At 62.2% G+C, this 22,403-nt stretch carries 19 protein-coding genes and 1 tRNA gene; 9 read left to right on the forward strand and 11 right to left on the reverse strand.

The features are described 5' to 3' along the window. Positions 1 to 422 precede the first annotated feature (422 nt). The 3 genes from V8352_RS07810 to V8352_RS07820 form a co-directional block, all read right to left on the reverse strand. Positions 423 to 1,127: a hypothetical protein gene (locus V8352_RS07810; RefSeq protein WP_336423718.1), complete on the reverse strand. Its 705-nt coding sequence runs from the start codon at positions 1,125 to 1,127 to the stop codon at positions 423 to 425. A gap of 11 nt (positions 1,128 to 1,138) precedes the next feature. Continuing rightward, entirely contained in the window at positions 1,139 to 1,996 is an 858-nt protein-coding gene (locus V8352_RS07815) for a hypothetical protein (RefSeq protein ID WP_336423719.1), read from the reverse strand. 161 nt (positions 1,997 to 2,157) lie between these two features. Continuing rightward, on the reverse strand, positions 2,158 to 2,997 hold the full coding sequence (locus V8352_RS07820) for a hypothetical protein (RefSeq protein WP_336423720.1): 840 nt from the start codon (positions 2,995 to 2,997) through the stop codon (positions 2,158 to 2,160). Between the two features lie 140 nt (positions 2,998 to 3,137). On the opposite strand from V8352_RS07820, the gene V8352_RS07825 reads away from it, so the two are divergent. Further along, entirely contained in the window at positions 3,138 to 3,875 is a 738-nt protein-coding gene (locus V8352_RS07825) for an FkbM family methyltransferase (protein WP_336423721.1), read from the forward strand. A 42-nt stretch (positions 3,876 to 3,917) separates the two neighbouring features. Here V8352_RS07825 and V8352_RS07830 read toward each other — a convergent pair whose 3' ends face one another. After that, entirely contained in the window at positions 3,918 to 4,853 is a 936-nt protein-coding gene (locus V8352_RS07830; protein WP_336423722.1) for a hypothetical protein, read from the reverse strand. A gap of 4 nt (positions 4,854 to 4,857) precedes the next feature. Continuing rightward, entirely contained in the window at positions 4,858 to 6,963 is a 2,106-nt protein-coding gene (locus V8352_RS07835) for a glycosyltransferase family 2 protein (RefSeq protein WP_336423723.1), read from the reverse strand. A 260-nt stretch (positions 6,964 to 7,223) separates the two neighbouring features. On the opposite strand from V8352_RS07835, the gene V8352_RS07840 reads away from it, so the two are divergent. Then, positions 7,224 to 8,873, forward strand: coding sequence for an FMN-binding glutamate synthase family protein (locus V8352_RS07840; protein WP_336423724.1), 1,650 nt, complete (start codon positions 7,224 to 7,226; stop codon positions 8,871 to 8,873). A 74-nt stretch (positions 8,874 to 8,947) separates the two neighbouring features. Here V8352_RS07840 and clpB read toward each other — a convergent pair whose 3' ends face one another. Beyond that, a complete protein-coding gene (gene clpB / locus V8352_RS07845; protein WP_336423725.1) occupies positions 8,948 to 11,566 on the reverse strand; it encodes an ATP-dependent chaperone ClpB in 2,619 nt (872 codons plus the stop codon). 255 nt (positions 11,567 to 11,821) lie between these two features. On the opposite strand from clpB, the gene V8352_RS07850 reads away from it, so the two are divergent. From V8352_RS07850 to V8352_RS07860, 3 genes are all read left to right on the forward strand, one after another. Further along, the gene (locus tag V8352_RS07850; RefSeq protein WP_336423726.1) at positions 11,822 to 12,121 is read left to right on the forward strand and encodes a hypothetical protein; all 300 of its coding nucleotides are present in this window, start codon (positions 11,822 to 11,824) and stop codon (positions 12,119 to 12,121) included. A gap of 78 nt (positions 12,122 to 12,199) precedes the next feature. Beyond that, entirely contained in the window at positions 12,200 to 12,913 is a 714-nt protein-coding gene (gene pyrF, locus V8352_RS07855) for an orotidine-5'-phosphate decarboxylase (RefSeq protein ID WP_336423727.1), read from the forward strand. Between the two features lie 80 nt (positions 12,914 to 12,993). After that, positions 12,994 to 14,250 (forward strand): DNA polymerase IV, encoded by a 1,257-nt coding sequence (locus V8352_RS07860; protein WP_336423728.1) that lies wholly within the window; start codon positions 12,994 to 12,996, stop codon positions 14,248 to 14,250. A 4-nt stretch (positions 14,251 to 14,254) separates the two neighbouring features. Here the strand turns inward: V8352_RS07860 and V8352_RS07865 are convergent, their stop codons facing one another. Continuing rightward, positions 14,255 to 15,118, reverse strand: a complete 864-nt coding sequence (locus V8352_RS07865) for an N-formylglutamate amidohydrolase (RefSeq protein WP_336423729.1) — start codon at positions 15,116 to 15,118, stop codon at positions 14,255 to 14,257. A 155-nt stretch (positions 15,119 to 15,273) separates the two neighbouring features. On the opposite strand from V8352_RS07865, the gene V8352_RS07870 reads away from it, so the two are divergent. From V8352_RS07870 to V8352_RS07880, 3 genes are all read left to right on the forward strand, one after another. After that, a tRNA-Val gene (locus V8352_RS07870) sits at positions 15,274 to 15,348 on the forward strand. Between the two features lie 79 nt (positions 15,349 to 15,427). Next, entirely contained in the window at positions 15,428 to 15,553 is a 126-nt protein-coding gene (ykgO, locus tag V8352_RS07875; RefSeq protein WP_005850168.1) for a type B 50S ribosomal protein L36, read from the forward strand. Positions 15,554 to 15,708: 155 nt separating this feature from the next. After that, positions 15,709 to 16,947, forward strand: a complete 1,239-nt coding sequence (locus V8352_RS07880) for an NAD(P)/FAD-dependent oxidoreductase (RefSeq protein ID WP_336423730.1) — start codon at positions 15,709 to 15,711, stop codon at positions 16,945 to 16,947. 21 nt (positions 16,948 to 16,968) lie between these two features. On the opposite strand, the gene V8352_RS07885 is transcribed toward V8352_RS07880, so the two are convergent. The 4 genes from V8352_RS07885 to V8352_RS07900 form a co-directional block, all read right to left on the reverse strand. After that, positions 16,969 to 17,505, reverse strand: a complete 537-nt coding sequence (locus V8352_RS07885; protein ID WP_336423731.1) for an NADPH-dependent FMN reductase — start codon at positions 17,503 to 17,505, stop codon at positions 16,969 to 16,971. 179 nt (positions 17,506 to 17,684) lie between these two features. Then, positions 17,685 to 18,590, reverse strand: coding sequence for a LysR family transcriptional regulator (locus V8352_RS07890; protein WP_336423732.1), 906 nt, complete (start codon positions 18,588 to 18,590; stop codon positions 17,685 to 17,687). 159 nt (positions 18,591 to 18,749) lie between these two features. After that, entirely contained in the window at positions 18,750 to 20,324 is a 1,575-nt protein-coding gene (gene xseA, locus V8352_RS07895) for an exodeoxyribonuclease VII large subunit (RefSeq protein ID WP_336423733.1), read from the reverse strand. A 67-nt stretch (positions 20,325 to 20,391) separates the two neighbouring features. After that, positions 20,392 to 20,952, reverse strand: coding sequence for a type 1 glutamine amidotransferase domain-containing protein (locus V8352_RS07900; protein WP_336423734.1), 561 nt, complete (start codon positions 20,950 to 20,952; stop codon positions 20,392 to 20,394). Positions 20,953 to 21,132: 180 nt separating this feature from the next. Between V8352_RS07900 and purD the strand changes: the two genes are divergently transcribed. Beyond that, complete coding sequence (gene purD / locus V8352_RS07905) at positions 21,133 to 22,398, forward strand: phosphoribosylamine--glycine ligase (RefSeq protein WP_336423735.1); 1,266 nt, start codon at positions 21,133 to 21,135, stop codon at positions 22,396 to 22,398. The last annotated feature ends 5 nt before the right edge of the window (positions 22,399 to 22,403 follow it).

Genomic DNA, 22,403 nt, shown 5'->3' on the forward strand with positions numbered 1-22,403 from the left:
GGCCTCCAAGGCACCGCCTCGTCGTCCCGCCAACTCCCCAACCGCGCCTCAGCGCCGCCGGTGAAGGGGGTTCTACGGCCACTTCCCAATACCCGCAACCCTTTTTTTCGACAAAGGGTAGGTTTTATCGGATTTTCCTGATTTTCACATGATTTTATGGGGTTAAGGTCTGTTTGTTACGGTCGGGCCGGCGGCCGCGCAAGTTTGTGACTGCCTTTCCCTTAGGTGATGATCGGGAATCGTCGCCCAAGGCATCCTGCGGCAGGTGAGCGATCCATCAAAGCGCCTCACATCAGCCGAGTCGGCCGCCGAATCCCGGATGAATCACTGCCTCTGCCTCCGCATCAAAGCAAAAGGGCGAGGCCACCTCCGTGATCCCGCCCCTCCACCATGATCTGCGCACCCCTCCCGGGGCCACGGCGCTACCGCTTGTGAATCACCGCCACTTGGTCACGCCGCTTCTTCTGATACTTCACGGGATGCACGATGCAGGCCGAGATATCGGGGATAAGCGCATTGAACTGCGCTGCGACGTCGGGATCGGAATGCTGAAACTCCCGTGTGTCGATATAGGACCGCAGCAGCGCCGCCGTCTTGGTTATCCCGCGCACCTCATAGGGCTCGGGCTGCCAGCGCAAATCCTCGATCACATAAAGGCCCCCCGACGGCATCTTGGGGAAAATCTCGAGAAAGGCGTTCTGCTGGTGATGGCTGGCGTGACTGGCATCGTCGATCACGATGTCCGGGGCATCCATCCTGGCTGCGGCCTCGGCGATCGCGGCCCGATCATCCATATCGCAGCGATGAAAGGTAAAACGGTCGTGGTCGAACCACGAGAAATCCGACACATCCAGCCCGTGGATATGGGCATTGGGGAAATACTCCAGCCACATACGAACCGATGGCAGGTCAGTTGTCTCGCGGTCGGCGTGCGCGCCCGTCTCCGGACCGCCAATCAGCAGGCCCATCTCCAGAAAGTTGATCTTGCGCGCCCGGTAGGGGTGAAAGAGCATATGATACAGCTCGGTGTAGCGATGCTTGGTCGATCCCTTGTCCGAGCCAAAGCGATCGGCGAGGTCGGTCAGGTTGATCGGGTTCTTTTTCTTGGTGTCGCCTTGATCCAACATTTCTCGCTTCCTCATTCTGCCGCTTCGGCGTTGGGTTTCTTGGACATGATCGGAGCCTGTGTCGGATCGATCCCGTGCTTTTTCAAAAGCTGGTCGATAAGGCCGCCCTCATCCGGCAGACCGCCTGGGCGCGAGGCCAGAAATTCCCGGATGCGCCGACCGTAAAGATGAATCGAGGTCGTCTTTTCGGTCAGATAGCTCTCGGCACTCTCGGCCCGCGCGGCTTTCACCATGCGGCGGCGCTTGTCGAACGGAACCGGGTAGAGCACCTCGCGCGGAAAGGCGTATTTGTCCTCGCCCGTCTTGTGAACATAGTGCGTCACGGCCTGCGGGCCCCAGACCCCCCAGGGCAAATCGCTGCAATGCACAGGAGTGCCCGCATCCTTTTGCGCCTGAAGCTTGGCCTTGGCGCCATCGCTATACCATTCGGGAATGCCATATTCATCATGGCTCATCTCGAGCAGGCCCGCCAACGCAGGGCTGTCTTGCGGCAGGCCCAGAACGCCGCCATTGATGTGGCTCTCGCTCTCCCAGCCGTAATAATGCCCAGTCGCTGTCTCGAAAGGCTTCATGCAGTAGGCATCGGTATCGGCCCAGATCGTATGCTCGGACTGGGTCAGCATGTGATAGCGAAAGACATCCGAAAAAAGCGCAAGGCTTCCTGTGCGGCCATGCGCGATGAACTCGTCCCGCTTGAGGATTGTATCGCCATGCACCACCGCCGCGCCGTCCGGCACATTCTGAACCGGGCCATAATGATAAAGCGTGACGTCATGGCCCGCATCCAGAAAGGACTGCACGCAAAGTTGCTCGACATAACTCAGCGGGCCCTCGACCCATAGCATGGCGATATAGTGGAGTTTACTCATGTTCCGCCTCAAGCAGCTGGATTGTGTTGTACGTAGATCGGTGCATCCCGCTTGCCCTCAGCAGTAACAGAAAGCCTTCAGACCAAGCAATCTTTTGCAAGGGCGTCAGACAGGCCAAAGCTCTGGACGGATTTGCGATCAACTTGGCAGTCAACCCGCGCTTAGCCCGTCTCACGCGACCATACCGGTGAAGAGATCACATCAATTTCGTGCTTTTTCAAAATCTTGTCCATGTAGCTGCCAATCTGCGGATAGCCCCCGATGGACGATAGGTACTCTCGAACCCTGCGCCCGTAAAAATGCACTGAATATGTCTCGGGCGCGATGAGGCTTTCGATCTTGTCCGCCATCCGTGTTTTCATCAGCTTGCGGCGATCCCGAAAGTTGACCGGATACAGGCCCGACACTGGCAGCGCATATTTCGCCTCCCCAGTCTTGTTCAGGTAGTGGGTCAGCGCATGAGGGCCCCACACGCCCCACGGCAGATCTCCGACATGGATGGGCTGGCCAGCATTCTTCGACATCTCCATCCGCCGCTTCTCGGGGTCGGAATACCATTCGGGTATGCAATATTCGTCTTCGGTCATCTCCAGAAGCTGTCCCAGGGCATCACTATCCGCGGGCAGACCAAGCACCCCACCGTTTATGAGGTCGTCAGACGCCCATCCATAAAAATGCCCCGTAGCGGTTTCGAAGGTTTTGACACAATAGGCGTCCAGATCTGCCCAAATCATCCGGTCGCACTTCTGCAGCAGGTGATATCGGAAAACGTCCGAAAACAGCGCAAAGCTACCGGTTTTGCCATGACGCAGAAAATTGTCGGCCCGCAAGATGGTGTTGCCATCGACCAACTCTACAAAATCCGGCGCGTTCGGGATCGCACCATAATGAAACAATTTGACGTGGTGGCCCGCATCCACAAAGGATTTCGCACAAAGGATCTCCACGAAGCTCAGTCGCCCTTCGACCCACAACATTCCAATTTCGCACTCATTCGTCATCTTATCAGTCCACTACTATCTACTGCTTTGCACAGAAGCTGGATTAGCCGTTCTCATGGGCATTGGCAGAGCGTTCATCCCAACAGCTTTGCCTCGCGATTGTTATGCCGCGAAGAACAAAGCCCTTCCAACAAATTCCAATGCGCCTTATGATTTTTCAAAAAAAAGTCAGAAATGAGGCAAATATGCAGAATATGATCGAGTGCCGTGGCATTGCGATGCCGCATGACGAGCGGTTCATTAACACTAAAGTCCACAAACGACTGAGCCAGGACATGTATGAGACGCCTGAGGTTCTCGGGCTGGAAAAGTTCATCAAGTCGAGCGACCGCATCCTTGAGCTTGGAGCGGGCTTGGGATTCATTTCCAGCTACTTAGTCAAGCATCTGGGTGTCGACCATGTAACCTGCGTGGAGGCCAACCCACAGCTCTGCAATTATATTGAACGCGTGCACCGGGCCAATGAGATTGAGAACGCCTCCATCACCAATGCGGTGGCGCTTTCGGATTCCGCGACCTGGCCAAAAGACGACGTCATGCCGTTTTACGTGACTGACCCATTCTGGTCGTCCTCCTTAAGCGAGCCGCAGAACAAGCCGTCGACAATAACCCATGTTGCCGCGACGCGTTTGAGTGACATGATCAAACGAGAAAACCCCAGCGTCATCGTATGTGACATCGAAGGTGGAGAAGCCTCTCTATTCGACAGCGTGGATCTCAAAGGCGTCCGTGCAATCTATATGGAGTTGCATACGCGCGTGTATGGCGGCGCCGGCATACGCAAGGTCTTCGACGACATGCATCGCCACAATTTCTTCTATCACCAAAAAGCGTCATGTGCGGACGTGGTGCTTTTCGAGCGGCTCAAGATGCATTGATCCCGGCGCAGCAGATGGCAAATCTGCTCGAGACTTTGTCGGTCATCCGGCGCTCAGGAGAGTAACGCGGCTCCGCGCGGCGATGTCGGCTGTGTCGCGATCATAAAGCCGGGTCAGATGCGCGCGCTCGGAGGCGGTCCATGGATCATAGCCGGGATACTCGGACCCGCGCGGGTAGGCGTCCTGTATCTCGACGCGCCGCGCGAGGGCGGCTTCCGCCCCGTTGCGCTCGATCTCGATCAGCAGTTCCTGCACGGCGCGGTGGCTGGCCGACGGCCTGCCCCGCTTTCGCTTGGGCGAGACCAGCGTATCGGGGTCAATGTCTGGCCCACAGAGATTGCCGATCACCACCTGTGACAGATCGCCAAAATCCTCGTGCCGCCACAGCATCAGCTGGGCCTGCGGAAAACATGTTTCGATCACGTCGATGAATCCGCTCCAACTGGGCAGGTTCGACAGCACCGCACGCTTCATCAGCGCCTCGGGGATCACGTTCTCGCCCTTGGCCGACCGCAGGAATTCGATGAAGGTCGAGGCAAAGAAATCAGCATAGTTGCGAATGGCCAGATGCACCTCGGTCACCGGATAAGGGACATGCCCGGCAAAGATCGGGACCAGCACGTCGCGCCGATTGTAGAGCTGGCCAGAGCGCACGCAGTGCCCGCTGTGACCGGGCATGTTCTCGTCCGAAATGATGATGCGCTCACCGGGACCTGCGCCGATCCCATCGAAAAACGTCTGCGCCTTGCGGCTCAGCACCTCGTCCGGCACCTTGGTTTTGTAGTTCAGGCCCAGCTTTTCATATCCGTTCAGCTGGCACGGAACGGTGTAGTGCTTGCGCGTGTCGCGATGATGAACGTAATGCACCCCGCTCTTGCGCATCCGCCCGGCGTTGCGTTGCAGGATCGACTGGATGTGGCTGGTCGCCGTTTTATGAACGCCGCCATGCACCACCACGACGGGTGTGTCGCTGTCCATGTGTTCAGCCCTCAGCCATCTCCGGCGCGGCATTGATCGCCTTGATCTGATCACGGAACGCATCCCAGCCGTCGCGCAGGCGCAACTCTTCGATCCGGCCGCGGTGCCATTCGGTCGCCGCCTTATGGAGGCGTGCCAACTCGGGATCCTTGAGCAATGACGCCATTTCCTTGCGCAAGCCCGGCAGTCGCGCGTGGATCGAGGTGTCGCGCTCGGTATTGTAGTTCATGTTGGACCAATAGGTGACGCCCTGATCGTCGCCCACATGATTGGTCCGGCCCCGATCCCTCTTGACGAGAAAACTATCGACCGAGCGCACAGCATAATGATGCAGACGCACGTAATCGTGGCGGAAGCCGCTATGTGCCTTCCAGCCTTGCGACAGGTAAAGGTCGGGCATCGGCTGGCCGCCACCATCGACCCACGCGATATCGCCCTTGTCGAGGTGGAATGCGGGTCTGTGAATGCGCAGCTTTTCAAAGCGGTCAGTGTTGCGCACCAGCGTCTTCATGCCCAGCGCGCGGTAGTTCGGAAATTCCTGCTCGCCGCAGCCGCGATCGAACTGCTCGATCACGAAATCCTCACTATACGCGACGCGCCCGCTGTTGCCCATCAGCTTCCAGCAGACCGAGATGGCATCTGCATCGCCCACTGCGGCAAAGAGATCGTCGAGGCGCCCCTTGCCCACGCGCACGTTCAGGAATTCATCGCAATCGGCACAGATCAACCAGTCGGCCTTTTTCAGCAGATCCTCACTGCGCGCGGCCTTCAGCGCGCTGCGCTGGGGGCTGCCGCCGGGTTTGAACGGGTTCTGGCGGTGCTGCGCCATGCCCAACTCATCCAGACGCTTGGCGATCAGGTCGGTGCCATCGTCGCAATCATTGGTGTAGATCAGGAAATCGGTAAACCCGATCAGCCGGTTGTAGGCCACCCACTCCAGCATGAAAGGGCCCTCGTTCTTCATGGTGGTCACTATGACGCGGCTCTGCACTTCGGGCTTGGCCGATGCCTTCTTGCCCGCATTGGTCGGGGCAATGATGCGCGGCATGACGCCATCCGCCGGGGGCCTCGCACCCTTGATCTTGGGCTGCTTGGCACTCGCGGCCTGCGCATCGGCCGGCTGCGCGTCAGGCGCCGGCCTCGTTTTGGGTGCAGGCATTGTCGCCTCATCCTGCGCTGGCGCATTGGCCTCAGGTCCCACCTGCGCGGCCTCTTCCTCCAGACGGCGCTTGCGCTTGCGCAGACGGCGGCGGAACGCCTTGTCGAAACGATCTGCGATCGCCTCGCGCCCTGCCTCGCGAAAGTAATTGGAAAGCGCGCCGCGATACCACGGCAGATTGCGCCGCGCGCGGTAGAGGCGATAGAATTCCGCCTCGGTCAGCTCATCCATGATGCAATTCGTCATTACAGCCTTGAGTGCGTCGATCTTGCGCAGGAAAACCGCTGTCTTGTGATTGGAAAACCAGCATTTGAACACACGCAGATTATCGCCGTGAAACCGGTCGACATGCTTCTGGTCCAGGTCGAAATGCGGGTCATAAAAAATATTGACCCGCCCGGCCCCCTGCGTCAGCGCCGCGCCATCGCCCAAGGGCAGCATCCAATCCTGCCTTTGCCCGTTCTCATATCGCGTCTCCCACGGGACCAGATCAGGGTCGAGCGTGCTTTGCGGATTGATCGCGATCACATGCGCGCCCGGCACGAGCGATGAGAACACCAGCGACGCATAGCCCCCCATCGAAACACCCGCGAAAACAACGCGTTCATACCCCTCGAAAAACCCTTGGGCCACCAGCCCCTCGAAGCGACGAATGAGATCGGCATCACGATACCAATCGCTGACATGCGCCATGACACCCAAGTGCGAATACCCACTGTCAGAGGCGTATTTATAGGCCCACGGCTCGCGCTGGAGGCTGTCGTCGTTGACGTTCGAGAGGTTGTCGAAGGTGACCAGCAGACGGTCGCTGGGCCGCTTGATGAACATCAAGGAGTGGCGTAGGTTTTTCTCGAAAAACCCCTCGCCCTCGGCACCCGGCCTAAGATCGTCCAGCCACCGGGGCGTCTCGGGCGCGGAATCCGGGCTGTCGCTGTCGTCTTGGTCTGCCATCTGTCCAACTTTGCGTTGCGAGTGTTTATCCGCGCCGTGACCTCATGGGCCTGCCTCGACCCGCCCGGCACTTGGGCCGGACCATAACCCGGCCCATCCAAAACAGGCAACATATCTGTGCTTTCATGGTTATTGTTTCTTGATGCGAAACCTTGTCGTCACATACTCCTGTCCAATCGGGTGGCGGCGTCAGGCCAGAGATTGTAGGCCCGCCGAGCAGCGGCACCCAAGGCTGCACACCCTAGCGCCAGGAGGCACGCATGTTGGACACCATCAAACGCGCGATCATTCCGGTGACCGCCTTTGCGTTGTCGCTCCTTGTCATCGCGATGGGTTTCGTCAACGCGGCCTGGCTCTGGGTGCTGATCGTGACGTTGCCGATCGTCGCCCTCGGGATCTATGACCGCACCCAAAAGACGTGGACGATCACCCGCAACTTTCCCGTTGCCGGACGGCTGCGCTGGCTCTTTTACATCATGCGGCCCTATCTGCGCGCCTATATTGTCGAGGATGATCTCAGCGGCACGCCCTATTCCTTCAACGCGCGTAACCTCGTTCACGCCCGTGCCCGCGGCGAAAACGACACGCACCCCTTCGGAACCGAGCGGGACACGGGCGCGCAGGAGTATCACTGGCTGATGCACTCGATGGCCCCAGAGGACAATCCCGACCCGGCCCCACGCGTGCATGTCGGCCACGATCAGACGTCCAAGCCGTATTCCGCCTCGGTCCTTAATGTTTCGGCCATGAGCTTTGGCTCGCTTTCGGCCAATGCTATCCGCGCGTTGAACATCGGCGCGGCCAAGGGCGGCTATTACCACGACACCGGCGAGGGCGGCGTCAGCGATCACCACACGCAGCACGGTGGCGATCTGGTCTGGGAACTTGGCTCGGGCTACTTTGGCGCGCGCACCGAGGATGGCAATTTCGACCCCGGCAGGTTCCGCGATGCCGCCGCGCGCGATCAGATCAAGATGACGGAAATCAAGCTGAGCCAAGGGGCGAAGCCCGGTCATGGCGGCATGCTTCCGGGGACCAAGGTCACCGAAGAGATCGCGCGCGTGCGCGGCATACCGCAGGGGCAAGATTGCCTGTCGCCGCGCGGGCACAAGGCATTTTCCACACCCATCGAGATGATGGAGTTCGCGGCCCGGATGCGAGAACTGTCGGGCGGCAAACCCGTCGGCATCAAACTCTGCATCGGCCAACCCTACGAGGTCTTTGCCCTCATGAAGGCGATACTGAAAACGGGCATCAAACCCGAGTTTATCGTCGTCGATGGCGGCGAAGGCGGCACTGGTGCGGCCCCGCTCGAGCTGTCGGATTGGGTCGGCACGCCGCTGACCGAGGGCCTGATCCTGATGCGCAACGCGTTGGTCGGATGCGGCCTCAAGGATGACATCAAACTTGTGGCAGGCGGCAAGATCCACTCCGGCATGGGCCTTGCCCGCAACATCGCGCTTGGAGCCGATTGGTGCAATGCCGCGCGCGCCTTCATGCTGTCGGTCGGCTGCATCCAGTCGCAGCGCTGCCATATGGACACCTGCCCCACCGGCGTCGCCACGCAAAATGCCGCCCGCCAGCGCGGCCTCATCCCCGAGGTTCAAGGCCCCCGCTCGGCCCGTTTTCATCACAAGACGGTCGAGGCGCTGGTCGATATGGTGGCCGCCGCCGGCCTCAAACATCCCGGTCAGCTACAGCCGCATCACATGATGCACCGCGTCGGTCCGCAAGCGGCCCTGCCGATGGACATGATCCACTCGTTCCTGCCCGAAAGCATCCTGCTCGACGCGCCGCAGGACACGCTCTATGCGGACTGGTGGGCAGCCGCGCAGGCAGACAGCTTCGACCCTTCAACAGATCTGGTCAAGCGCCGTGCCGTGTCCCATCTGATGGCGTCAGCACCCTGACCTACCGTTCACGGCGCACGAAAAAAAGGCCGCGCATGTCACCATGCGCGGCCTTTCTTTTGGCTCAGCCGGGATCAGTGAACCACGGCATCCTCAGGCGGCTGCCGCTTGGTCGTGCCAACGCGGTCGCCGATGATAAGGCCACCATCGCCCCCCGTGACATTGATGACCGCCCCGTCCAGAACGTCACCGGCCAGCAGCATTTCGGCCAGGGGATCCTGCACAGCCCTTTGAAGAACCCTCTTGAGCGGACGCGCACCGAACACCGGATCATACCCTTCGTCGGCCAGCCACTTCTTGGCACTCTCGTCCAGATCCAGTGTGATCTTGCGACCTGCCAGACGCGACCTGAGCCGCCCCAGCTGCACCTCGACAATGCCGGTCATGTTATCCCGGCTCAGCCGGTCAAAGATCACCGTTTCGTCCAGACGGTTGAGGAACTCGGGCCGGAAATGCGCCCGCACGGCATCCATCACATCGCGCTTGGCACTGGCCGCATCCGCACCCTCCGGCATCTGGCTGAGGGCCTGAGATCCCAGGTTGGATGTCAGGATGATCAGCGTCTGCTTGAAGTCGACACGGTGGCCCTGACCATCGGTCAGCACACCATCATCCAACACCTGCAAGAGCACGTTGAACACGTCCGGATGCGCCTTTTCGACCTCGTCGAAAAGAACCACCTGATAGGGGCGCCGGCGGACGGCCTCGGTCAGAACACCGCCCTCGTCATAGCCGACATACCCCGGAGGGGCGCCGATCAGACGTGAAACGGAATGCTTCTCCATGAACTCGGACATGTCGATGCGCACCATCGCATTGTCATCGTCAAAGAGGAACTCGGCCACCGCCTTGGTCAGCTCGGTCTTGCCCACGCCGGTCGGCCCGAGAAAGAGGAAACTGCCCAAGGGACGGTTCTCGTCGTTCAGCCCGGCACGCGCACGGCGCACGGCATTCGCCACGGCCTTGACCGCCGCATCCTGTCCGATGACGCGCTTGTGCAGGCCCGCTTCCATGCCGAGGAGCTTCTCGCGCTCGCCTTCCAGCATCTTGGCAACGGGGATGCCCGTCCAGCGCTCGACCACCTGTGCGATCTGTTCGGGGCGCACGGCCTCTTCGACCATGACGCCGTCCTCTTCGGATTTCTCCGCTTCGGCCAGGTCTTTCTCCAGCTGGGGAATGACGCCGTAGGACAGCTCTCCGGCCTTGGCCAGATCGCCCGCCCGCTTGGCGGTGTCCAGGTCGATGCGGGCGCGGTCCAGCTTTTCCTTGAGGTCGCGGGCACCGGCCAGCTTGTCACGTTCGGCCTGCCATTTCGCGGTCATCTCTGCCGAGCGTTCCTGCAACTCGGCCAGTTCCTTTTCCAGCTTGACCAGACGGTCCTTGGAGGCAACGTCATCCTCTTTTTTCAGGGCCTCCGCCTCGATCTGCTTTTGCAGGATCTCGCGGTCGAGCGCGTCCAGTTCCTCGGGCTTGCTGTCCACTTCCATGCGCAGACGGCTGGCCGCCTCGTCCATCAGGTCGATCGCCTTGTCCGGCAGGAAACGGTCGGTGATGTAGCGATTGCTCAGCGTTGCCGCCGTCACAAGCGCGCTGTCACTGATGCGAACACCGTGGTGCAACTCGTATTTTTCTTTGATCCCGCGCAGGATGCTGATCGTGTCCTCCACCGTCGGCTCGGAAATGACGAGCGGCTGAAAACGACGCGCCAGTGCCGCGTCCTTCTCTACGTGCTTGCGATACTCATCCAGCGTGGTCGCACCGATACAATGCAATTCGCCCCGCGCCAAAGCAGGCTTGATGAGGTTGGCGGCATCCATCGCGCCATCGCCCTTGCCCGCGCCGATCAGCGTGTGCATCTCGTCGATGAAAAGGATGATCTCGCCCGCGGCATCCGTCACCTCGTTCAGCACGGATTTCAGACGCTCTTCAAACTCGCCGCGATACTTCGCGCCGGCAATCAGCGCGCCCATGTCGAGACTCAGCAACCGCTTGTTGGCGAGGCTCTCGGGCACGTCGCCATTGACGATGCGCAGGGCAAGGCCCTCGGCAATCGCGGTTTTACCCACGCCCGGTTCACCGATCAGAACAGGGTTGTTCTTGGTCCGGCGCGACAGCACCTGCATCGCGCGGCGGATTTCGTCGTCACGGCCGATGATGGGGTCGATCTTGCCCTCGGCGGCGGCGGCGGTCAGATCGCGCGCGTATTTTTCCAGCGCCTCATAGGTATCCTCGGCGCTCGCCGTATCAGCGGTGCGGCCCTTGCGGATATCGTTGATCGCCTCATTCAGCGTCTGGGCAGACACACCGCCCGACTCCAGCGCGTCCTTGGCCGGGGATTTCGTCAGCGCCAGCGCCTGAAGCAGACGTTCGACCGGGACGAAACTGTCCTTGGCCTTGGTCGCCAGCTTCTCTGCTTCGGCCAGAACCTTGCCGGTTTGCTGATCCATGTAGGTCTGGCCCGCGTCACCCTGAACGCGCGGAATCTTGGCGACCGCGATGTCGTTGGCCTGCAAGACACGCGCTGGATCACCACCAGAACGGCGGATCAGGTTTGCCGCCAGTCCCTCACTGTCGTCCATGAGCGCTTGGAGCAAATGCTCGGGCGCGAGGCGCTGGTGGCTCTCGCGCATTGCTATCGTTTGTGCCGCCTGGATAAATCCGAGCGAGCGTTCAGTGAACTTGTTCAAGTCCATGGGCTTTCTCCTTGGTTAAGCGAAATTCCTGTGGCGCACCCTGCGATAGGCATGCGCCTGCGGAACCCTCGAGTTGTATTTGGGCAACAGGGGAACCCGCTTCAAGACCTCCAACCCTCAAATCGCGTTCAAGGTAAATTTTCTGTCAACTGTGATGAAACCGTAACAGCCACTCTTTAGTTGTAAGTCTGACAGGCAAGTTATCCACAGGCCGGTCGCATGCCAGCATAGCTGGTTCAAAGCAGGAGCAGTCCCATGAAGATCGAGAAAATTCAGTTCGATAATGTGCGCTACAACCCCGAGATCGGTGCATTCGAAACGCTGGTGAAAATCCACGATCACGGACAGACATATTCCTATCCCGCGCAGGTCGCCGCACCGCTGCATGCCGAGTACGGCATTATCGCGCGGGGTCTCGCACAGGCCGCGAGCAAGGCGCACAAGGGCGCAAGCGGCAAGACGCGCCTGCACCATGCAGAGCCGCCCAGAGCCGCCATGGCCGACGCAAGCCACAAAAGCCTTCTTTCGCGCCTCTTGGGCAACGCCGCCGCATGACGTAACGCCCATGGGCGCGGTTGACGCGGGTTCGGTGCGCCGTATGAAGGGCGCATCGCCCCAACCGGAGTTGCGCCCATGACCACCCACCCCGATCCAACCACAGCGGATGATCGTCTGATCGTCGCTCTTGATGTGCCTGATGCGTTGTCGGGACTGACCTTGGCCGAGGCCTTGGGCGACCAAGTAGGGTTCTACAAGATCGGTCTGGGGATGCTGACCGGGGGCGGTCTTGCACTGGCCAATGAGCTCAAGAGCGAGCACGGCAAGCGGATTTTCCTCGACATGAAGCTTTTCGACATCGGCGCGACGGTCGAGGCTGCTGTGCGGGGGCTGGTGCAATTCGATCTGGATCTGCTGACCGTCCACGGCGACCCCCATGTCGTGCGCGCCGCAGCCGAGGGCGCCTCTGGCAAACCCACCAAGATCCTTGCCGTAACCATCCTGACATCGCTGGACCGTGCCGATCTGGACGCGGGGCTGATCGTGCCGGGCGATATTCCTGACCTGGTCACGACCCGCGCCGCCCGCGCCTTCGAGGCGGGCGCCGATGGCATCATCGCCTCACCGCAGGAGGCCAAGATGATCCGCGCCCTGCCCGAAGCCGAAGGCAAGCTGATCGTCACACCCGGCGTGCGCCCCCACGGCAGTGCATTGGGCGACCAGAAACGCGTTGCGACACCCGCGCAGGCCATTCGCGACGGCGCCGATCATATCGTCGTCGGGCGGCCCATCTGGGCGGCAGATGATCCCGCTGCCGCGGCAGCAGAGATATTGGCCAGCCTTCCCTGACTGGCGGCAACTCGCCAGACACATGCTGAAAGACGAACGGGCGGGCTTAGCGCCGCCGATCTGGCGTGGTATGATAGGACATGCCTGCATTCTGCCGCGATTGCCTGACCGAAAATGACCCTGCACAGCGGCGCTGCGTGGCCTGTGGGCGCCCGCGCGTCATTTCCCACCCCGAGCTCTATGATCTGGGCATCGCGCACATGGATTGCGACGCATTTTATGCCAGCGTGGAAAAGCGCGACGATCCCAGCCTTGAGGGCAAGCCCGTCATCATTGGCGGTGGCCGGCGCGGCGTGGTGTCGACCGCCTGTTATGTCGCTCGCATTCGCGGCGTGCGATCCGCCATGCCGATGTTTCAAGCGCTCAAACTCTGCCCCGATGCCGTCATCATCAAGCCGCGCATGGAGGTCTATGCCGCCGTTTCGCGCCAGATCCGCGCGATGATGGAAGAGATGACGCCCGCCATCGAACCCCTCTCATTGGACGAGGCTTTCATGGACCTGCGCGGCACCGCGCGCCTGCACGGCGCACCGCCCGCCGTGATGCTGGCCCGGCTGGTGCGCCGGATGCGGGACGAGCTGGGCGTGACCGGCTCTATCGGGCTGAGCCATAACAAGTTTCTCGCCAAGATCGCATCCGACCTCGACAAGCCGCGCGGGTTTTCCGTGATTGGTGAGGCCGAAACGGCGGAATTTCTGCAAGGCAAGCCGGTGCGCCTGATCTGGGGCGTGGGGCAGGCCGCGCAGGCGTCTTTGGAGGGGGCAGGCATTCGCACGTTCTCGGACCTTCTGCGCTGGGACCGGACGGATCTGCACGCCCGTTTCGGGGCAATGGGCGACCGGCTGTGGCATCTGGCGCGCGGGCAGGATTTCCGCCGGGTGGATGCGCGCGCACCGGTGAAATCCATCTCGAACGAGACGACATTCAACGAGGACACCGGCGATCTGGATATCCTCGACGGCCACATCTGGCGGCTGGCGGAAAAAGTGTCGGATCGGGCCAAAGCCCGGCAGCTTGCAGGCCGCGTGGTCACGCTCAAGCTCAAGCGCGCCAATCACAGCAGCCTGACGCGCCGCCAATCCTTGCGGGACGCCAGCCAGATGGCGGACACGATTTACCGCACAGCCCGCGCGCTGATGGATGGCGCGGCAACCGAGGCCCCGTTCCGTCTGATCGGTGTCGGCCTGTCAGAACTTGTGAACGAGACTGCCGCCGACCTCTCGGGCGACCTGCTGGATCCCGGCGCCGCCCGGCGGAGCGGCGCCGAGCGCGCACGCGATCAGATCCGCGCGCGATTCGGCGAGGCGGCCATCGTCAAGGGGCGGTCACTGCGCTGACGCATTATTCAGCGGCCAGCGGCATCTGGACGGGGCGGCCGATCTCGGCCAACTCCGCGACAATGCCATTCATCAATTGGCGGAACTCATCAAAGTCAGACCGCGGCGTGATCGTGCGCTCATCCATGTATAGCGCGCGGTCGATCTCGACCTGAACGGCGTGACGCCCCCGTGGCGGGCGCCCGTAGGTCTGCGTGATGTAGGCCCCAGCAAAAGGTGTGTTGCGTGCCACGACAAGGCCCGCGCGCGTGAACGCCGCCTCGATCCTGTCGGTGATCTCGCGGCTGGCCGACCCGCCGAAACGATCGCCCAGCACCACATCCGGCCGGCGCGCACCGCTGCGCACCGTGCCTTCCAGCGCCTCATGCGGCATCGAGTGGCAATCAATCAGGATTGCATCACCGAAAGCCTCATGCGCACGGTTCATCTCGGCCATCAGGGCCGCATGATAGGGGCGCCAATACAGCTCGATCCGCTTCTGCGCCTCATACAAGGCGATCTTGCCGTCATAAATCGCGCGCCCGCCCGCGACGACGCGCGGGATCACGCCCAGCCCTGAGGCAATGCGTGGATTGTGGCCATGGTGCCGCGCCCCATGAATCAACGCGGGGTCCAACTCGTCCGCGCTGCGATTGAGATCGACGAAAGCACGGGGCGTTCCTGCCACGAGCAGCGGCGCCCCGTGCGAGGGCGCGCAGTCAAAGAGCCGATCGACAAACGCATCCTCGGAGCTGCGCATCGCCAGCGCATCGGGCAGCGCCTGCGCAAGAAAGGCCGCCGGGTAGTCGCAGCTGCTGTGCGGCGACGCAAAGACGACGCTGGTTGTCCGGCGCGTCGGCGAATGCAGATGGTAGGCGGCTTTGAACATGGTCGCTCCGATGAACACCGCTTATGATAGCCCGAAGTTTGCAGCGATCAAAAGCCCCTTGATCCTTTGTCCGACTCCTCTTATAGACCAGCGAACCGACGCGGATATTCGCGCCTCCGTGTTATGCGGAACGTGGACCAAGTGTCGGTATTCATGGGCGATTAGCTCAGTGGTAGAGCACTTCGTTGACATCGAAGGGGTCACAAGTTCGAACCTTGTATCGCCCACCATGAATTCACTGGCTCCGATCACAGGGGCCGACCGCAACCTCAGGCGCTGGCCCGCGCCGCGACAGACAGGAGATGAACGATGAAAGTTCGCAACTCGCTCCGCTCGCTCAAGAACCGGCACCGGGATTGCCGCGTCGTGCGCCGCAAAGGCCGCGTTTACGTGATCAACAAGACCCAGCGCCGCTTCAAGGCCCGTCAGGGCTAAGCAGGCAGGCACCGCGCAAGCGGCCTAGAAAAGAACCCCGTCCCGGCATGCCGAGGCGGGGTTTTTTCTTTGTGCCATACGCTCTTGCCCCGATGCGCCGATCCGGCTTAGCTGGCGGCAGAGCAACCCCCAGAGCAATCCCCGGAGAGCCTGCCATGAGCGCGCAAAAGGTCATCGTCGTCGGCGCAGGTATCTGCGGGCTGTCCTCGGCCATCTGGCTGCGCCGCGCGGGCCATGATGTGATGCTGATTGACAAGGATGGCCCCGGTGCGGGCGCGTCTTATGGCAATGCCGGGCTGTTGGCCGAATGGGGCATCGTGCCGATCAGCGGGCCGGGCATTGCCTGGACCGGGCTGAAATACCTCACGTCACGCAATGCGCCCCTGTCCGTTCAATGGGGGCAACTGCCGCGCATCGCGCCTTGGCTGGCGCAATTCCTGCGCAACGCCTCGGATACGCGCACGCGCGAGATTTCCGCCGCACTCTCGCACCTTTTGCACGATTCGGTCGATCAGCACCGCGCGCTGGCGCGCGGCACGCGGGCGGAGCGGTGGATCGCCTCCAGCGATTTTGGCTGGGCCTATGCCAGCCGCGCCGCCTTCGACGCTGATGCCTATACCTGGGAGCTGCGCCGCGACGCCGGCCTCATTCCCGAAGTGATCGAGGGCGAGGCCGTGCGCGAGGTCGAGCCGATGCTGGGGCCGGCGACAAACTGCCTCGTGCGGTTGCGCGGCCACGGTCATGTCACGAACCCCGGCGCCTACATGGCGGATCTTGCGCAGGTTTTGCAGGATGAGGGCGGCACATATCGCCGGGCCGAGATGCGCGACGTGACGATGGTGGATGGCCGCATCACCCAAGTCATCACCGACCATGGCCCCCTGCCCTGCGATACCGCCGTGCTGGCTGCCGGCATATGGTCCGAGCAGCTGGCGCGCAAATTGGGCATCCGCGTGCCGCTGGTGGCCGAGCGCGGCTTTCACCTTGAGTTCAAGGACCCGTCGCAAATGCCGCGCATGCCACTGATGATGACCAGCGGCAAGTTTGCCGTGAACCCGATGTCGCAGGGCCTGCGCTGCGCGGGGATGGTCGAGCTGGGCGGCACGTCGCCCAAGGTGTCGCGTCGCCCGATCGAGCTGTTGCGCCGCAACGTGGCGTCGGTCTTTCCGGATCTGAAATACGGCGAGGTCGAGGAATGGATGGGTTATCGCCCCTCCACCCCTGACAGTCTGCCCATGATCGGCCAGATGGGGGCAAGCGGCGTCTATGCCGCCTTCGGCCATCAGCACATCGGCCTGACCGGCGGCCCCAAGACGGGCCGCTGGATTGCGGGGATGATCGGTGGAGGCAGCAATGCCGAACTGGCGGCTTTCGGCGCGAACAGGTTCACCTGACGCACCGAAAGCGCTTGGACTTTAGCCCAGCATCTCGCGCAGGCGCGCCATGCGGTCGGCGATCTGCCCCTTGAGAAAATCGTTACCCAAGCTGCCATCCTCACCGAACTCGTCATGCGCGGCAGCCACCAGGATAAGCGGGCCGTGCACCACCTTGACCTGCAATTGCGTCAGGATCTGGTGCGCCATGAAATGCGCGGTCTCGCCGCCGGTGCGCCCCGCCGAGGCCGACAGGATGACGGCCGTATGATTGGCCAGAACATTCGGGTTCGCCCTGCTCAGCCAGTCGATCGCGTTTTTCAGCGGTGCGGTAATTCCCTTGTTATACTCGGGCGCACCAATGACCAGCGCATCGGCGCGGCGTGCCTGATCGATCAGCGTTTGAACAGCGGCGGGCATCCCCGCATCTTCGACATCGCCATTATACAGCGGCAGATCCAGATCGCCCTCGATCACCTCGGCATCGCCAAAGGCACGCACGGCCTCTGCAATCAGCATACGGTTGTAGGACGCCTTGCGCAGCGAGCCGGGCATGGTCAGCAAAACAGGTTTGGTCATGATAGAAATCCTTGCGGTTTGAGTTGCCCTTCTAATTGCGCCCCGCGCCGCCCAAGGCAACCGGCGCTGGCGCACAGAAGATGTGCGGCCCAGCACGTGAAAAGCCCCGGACGCGGGCAATCGCATCCGGGGCAGGTGGCCAAGATTGGCAAACAGACAGTCAGGTCGTCAACGAAAAGTCACCACTCGGCCGGGCCCTTGTCGGCAAAGGCATGGACCAGAAAATCGATGAACGCACGCACCTTGGGCTGGGTAAAGCGGCCAGGCGGATAGACGGCATAGATGCCCTGCGTCTCGACCGGCAACTCGGGAATCACATCCTCGACCAGCCCCTTTTGCATCGCCCCCGCATAGAGAAAGCTGGGCAGATAGGCGATGCCAAGACCCGAGATCGCCGCATTCAGCAGCGATTGCCCGTCATTGACCGAAAGGCCCCCGGCGGTGCGCACCTGGCGTTTTTCACCAGAGGGCGCTGTCAGCTTCCACACCGACCCGCCAGCCTGGCTGGAATAATGCAAGAGCTTGTGCTCGTTCAGGTCGTCGATCTTGGTGGGGCGGCCGTATTTGGCAATATAGCCGGGCGACGCGATCATCCGCTTGGTCGTTTCGGTCAGCTTGCGCGCGCGCAGGGTGCTGTCCTCCAACTCGCCAATGCGAATTGCCATGTCGAACCCTTCCGAGATCAGCTCCACATAGCGGTTGTTCAGCACCATGTTGACGGTGATGTCGGGAAACTCGTCAAGGAAGGTGCCCAGGACCGGGCTCAGATGATTGACGCCAAAATCCGTGGCGACGCTGATGCGCAAGAGGCCAGATGGATCACTCTGCATCGAGCTGACCAATGCGTCGGCTTCGCCTGCGTCGTTGAGCACGCGCAAGGCCCTGTCATAATAGGCAAGACCGATCTCGGTCGGGCTGACCCGGCGGGTCGTGCGATTCAAAAGCCTCGCCCCCAGACGCGCCTCAAGCGACGAGACATGCTTGGACACCGCAGATTTCGAGATGCCCATCTTGCGGGCCGCATCGGTAAAGCCGCCTTGATCCACCACCGTGGCAAAGGCTTCCATTTCCGTCAGGCGATCCATTCACACATCCTTCCGACTTGTTCTTCAACGGTCGGTATGCGGAGCAACTTGGGCGCAAACGGGGCAGGCGCTAGACAATATAAGGGTTTTATCGCCCACCGTTCGATTGAGGGGAACGCGGAAACGACGGTTTCGGCGCCCCGGCCTCACATGATGCGCCTAGAAGAGCGAGCCTTGGTCGGGTGCATCGGACTTCGGCTTGTTCTTGGGCGCGCTCTTAGGGGTGTTCTTGGGCGCTGGCACAGCCGCGCCAAGGCTGATGCGTCCATCGGCGAATTCAACCTCGAGCGCGCCAGCCGCCTTGGCCGCCTTGCGCGTCGTCACCAGCGCGCCGTCGCCCCGCACCACCGCATAGCCGCGCTTCAGCGTCGCCTTGTACCCCAGCGTTTCGCGCAATCGGTCAAGCGCGGTGATACGCTGCGCCCAAGTGGTGATCTGCCGCTCCCCCGCAGCTGACAGTCGCTGCGACACGCGGCCTGCCTCGGCGCGACGCGCAGCCACCTCATCGGCAGGAGAACGCGCGCCGAATCGCGCGGCAAGCGCATCGAATCGGCGGCGATCATCGCGCGTGCGCCGCTCGAGCGCGCCGCCCATCCTCTCGGACGCAGCCATTAGCCTGCGGCTGTCGCCCTCGATCATCCGGCGCAGCACGCCGGGGCGCAGCGCGCCACCAGCCTCCGACAGCGCAACGCGGCGCACCTGAACGCCGCGGATCAGCGCGGCTGGCAGCCGGTCCCCCCAGACATCGAGGCGCTGGCGCGGCCCATCCAGCAGCACCTCTGGGCGCGGCAACGCCCGCGCCAGATCGCGCAAGCGCTGACCGCGCTGCGCGACACCGCCGCTGAGGGCATGGATCAGGCGCCCCTCCTGACCGTCGAGCCATGCCAGCAGCTCAAGCCGCACGGGCACCGCCAACTCGGCGGCGGCGGTCGGTGTCGGCGCGCGCTTGTCCGAGGCGTAGTCGATCAGCGTCGTGTCCGTCTCGTGGCCCACAGCGGAAATCAGCGGGATCTCACTGGCGGCGGCCGCACGCACAACCGATTCCTCGTTAAAGCCCCACAGATCCTCAATCGAGCCACCTCCCCGCGCAACGATTATCAGATCGGGCCGGGGCATGGCGCCACCGGGCGTCATCGCGTTGAAGCCCTGAATGGCGCGCGTCACCTCCGGCGCGCAGCGCTCGCCCTGAACCGCGACCGGCCAGATCATGACCTTGCGGGGAAAGCGGTCGCGCAAGCGGTGCAGGATATCGCGGATCACGGCACCAGAGGGCGAGGTGATGACACCGATAATCTCGGGTAGGTAGGGCAGCCGCTTTTTGTGCTGCTCATCAAAGAGGCCCTCACCCGCCAGCGCAGCCTTGCGGCGCTCCAGCATCGCCATGAGCGCGCCGGCACCGGCGGGTTTGATATCTTCGATGATGATTTGATAGCGTGACTGGCCGGGGAACGTGGTCAGGCGGCCGGTTGCCACCACTTCCATCCCCTCTTCGGGCTGAACCGGCAAACGGCCCGCGACACCCTTCCAGATGATGCCATTGATGACGGCGCGGTCATCCTTGAGGTCCAGATAAAGATGCCCGGACTTAGGACGGGAGACGCGCCCGATCTCGCCTCTGATGCGGACATGACCGAACTCGCCCTCGATCAGGCGCTTGATCGCGCCCGACAGGTCCGAGACCGAGAATTCAGGCGCATTCGCGCCGGGATCGGGATCATCAATAAGGTCTGACATTCCTCATCAATGCCCTATCCCGACGCCCTTGAAAAGATGCGCCGCGCTCTGGCGGCGCACCCCCTTATCAGGCCGCGCGCGAGCGGTGCCGCCCCTCGGCGATCTCTTCGATCAGCTTGGCATTGAATGCGGGCAAATCGTCAGGGCTCCGGCTGGTGACCAGCCCCTTGTCGCAGACGACTTCGCTGTCTTGCCACCGGCCCCCTGCATTCTCGACATCCTTGCGGATCGAGTGATACGAGGTGACGTCGCGGCCTTCGATGATTTCCGCCTCGATCAGCAGCCATGGCGCGTGACAGATGGCACCGATGGGCTTCTTGGCATCCCAGAACGCGCGCACGAATGTCACCGCATCAGGGTTGGCCCGCAGGATGTCGGGGTTGATCTGCCCGCCGGGCAACATCAGCGCGTCGTACTCGGCCGATTTCACGGCATCCAACGTATGGTCCACCTTGACGTTGGTGCCCCAGTCATCGCCGGACCAGCCACGGATTTCGCCGCCTCCGGGGGAAATGACATGCACGGTTGCACCTGCGTCTTTCAACGCCTTCATCGGGCTTTCCAGCTCGGATTGCTCAAAGCCGTTAGTTGCCAGGATTGCGACGGTACGATCAGAAATATCTGCCATTCTGTTTCCTTTCCTCATCGAGTTTAATCTGGTGGAGGAACGCTGTGCCCCGCGCACCCGTTCCATCCTGCGTGATCTGCGCCCCTGCTGCCCGCGCGCCTGCTGTCTGGCCACCGCTGCTTGCTTGCGCGCGGCCATGCCCCTATTGAAAGCGCCAAGGCGCAGAAATGGGAGAGCGGCATGAACATCTTGATCCTCGGCGGCGGCGGGCGCGAGCATTCACTGGCCTGGGCGGTGCTCCAGAACCCCAAGTGCGACCGCCTGATCGTCGCGCCGGGCAATGCAGGCATCGCCGCGATTGCCGAATGTGCCAGCCTAGACATCATGGATGCGGGCGCCGTCGTCACATTCGCCGAAGAGGAGTCGGTGGATTTCGTCATCATCGGTCCCGAGGCGCCTCTGGCCGCCGGTGTGGCCGACCGTCTGCGCGAGGCAGGCATCCTGACCTTTGGCCCCTCCGCCGCCGCCGCGCAGCTTGAGGCATCCAAAAGCTTCACCAAGGAAATCTGCGCCGCCTCGAATGCGCCCACGGCCGCCTACGGCCATTTCACCGACGCCGCCGCCGCGCGCGAATACGCCAGCGCTCAGGGCGCGCCCATCGTGATCAAGGCCGACGGCCTCGCCGCAGGCAAGGGCGTCATCATCGCCGAGACCCTGGACGAGGCACATGCCGCCATCGACGACATGTTCGGCGGCGCCTTTGGTGGCGCAGGCGCCGAGGTGGTGATCGAGGAGTTCATGACGGGCGAGGAGGCATCGCTCTTTGTTCTCTGCGACGGGACCAACATCCTGTCGATCGGCAGCGCGCAAGATCACAAGCGCGTGGGTGAGGGCGACACCGGCCCCAACACCGGCGGCATGGGCGCCTATTCTCCCGCGCCCGTGCTCACACCCCAGATCGAGGCCATCGCGATGGACCGAATCGTGCGCCCCTGCGTGGACGAGATGGCCAAACGCGGGGCGCCCTTTCAAGGCGTGCTGTATGCGGGCCTGATGATCGAAGACGGCCAGCCGCGCCTTGTGGAATACAACGTGCGCTTTGGCGATCCCGAATGCCAAGTGCTGATGATGCGCCTCGGCGCGCAGGCGTTCGATCTGATGCACGCCGCTGCCGAAGGACGGCTGGACGGCGCGCAGGTCAACTGGGGCGACGATCATGCCCTGACCGTCGTCATGGCGGCCAAGGGATATCCCGGCGCCTACACCAAGGGCAGCGTCATCAGCGGTCTTTCCGAGTGCCCTGCCGACAGCTTCAACATGGTGTTTCATGCCGGCACGTCAGCCAAGGATGGCAAGATCACCGCATCGGGGGGCCGTGTCCTCAACGTGACGGCGCGCGGCGCTTCCCTGCGCGAGGCGGCCGATAGCGCCTATGGCACCGTGGACCGTATCGACTGGCCCGACGGTTTCTGCCGCCGCGACATCGGCTGGCGCGCGCTCTCGTGATCCAG

Origin of the sequence: Roseovarius sp. D0-M9, from assembly GCF_037083805.1 — a bacterium.
Lineage (GTDB): Bacteria > Pseudomonadota > Alphaproteobacteria > Rhodobacterales > Rhodobacteraceae > Roseovarius.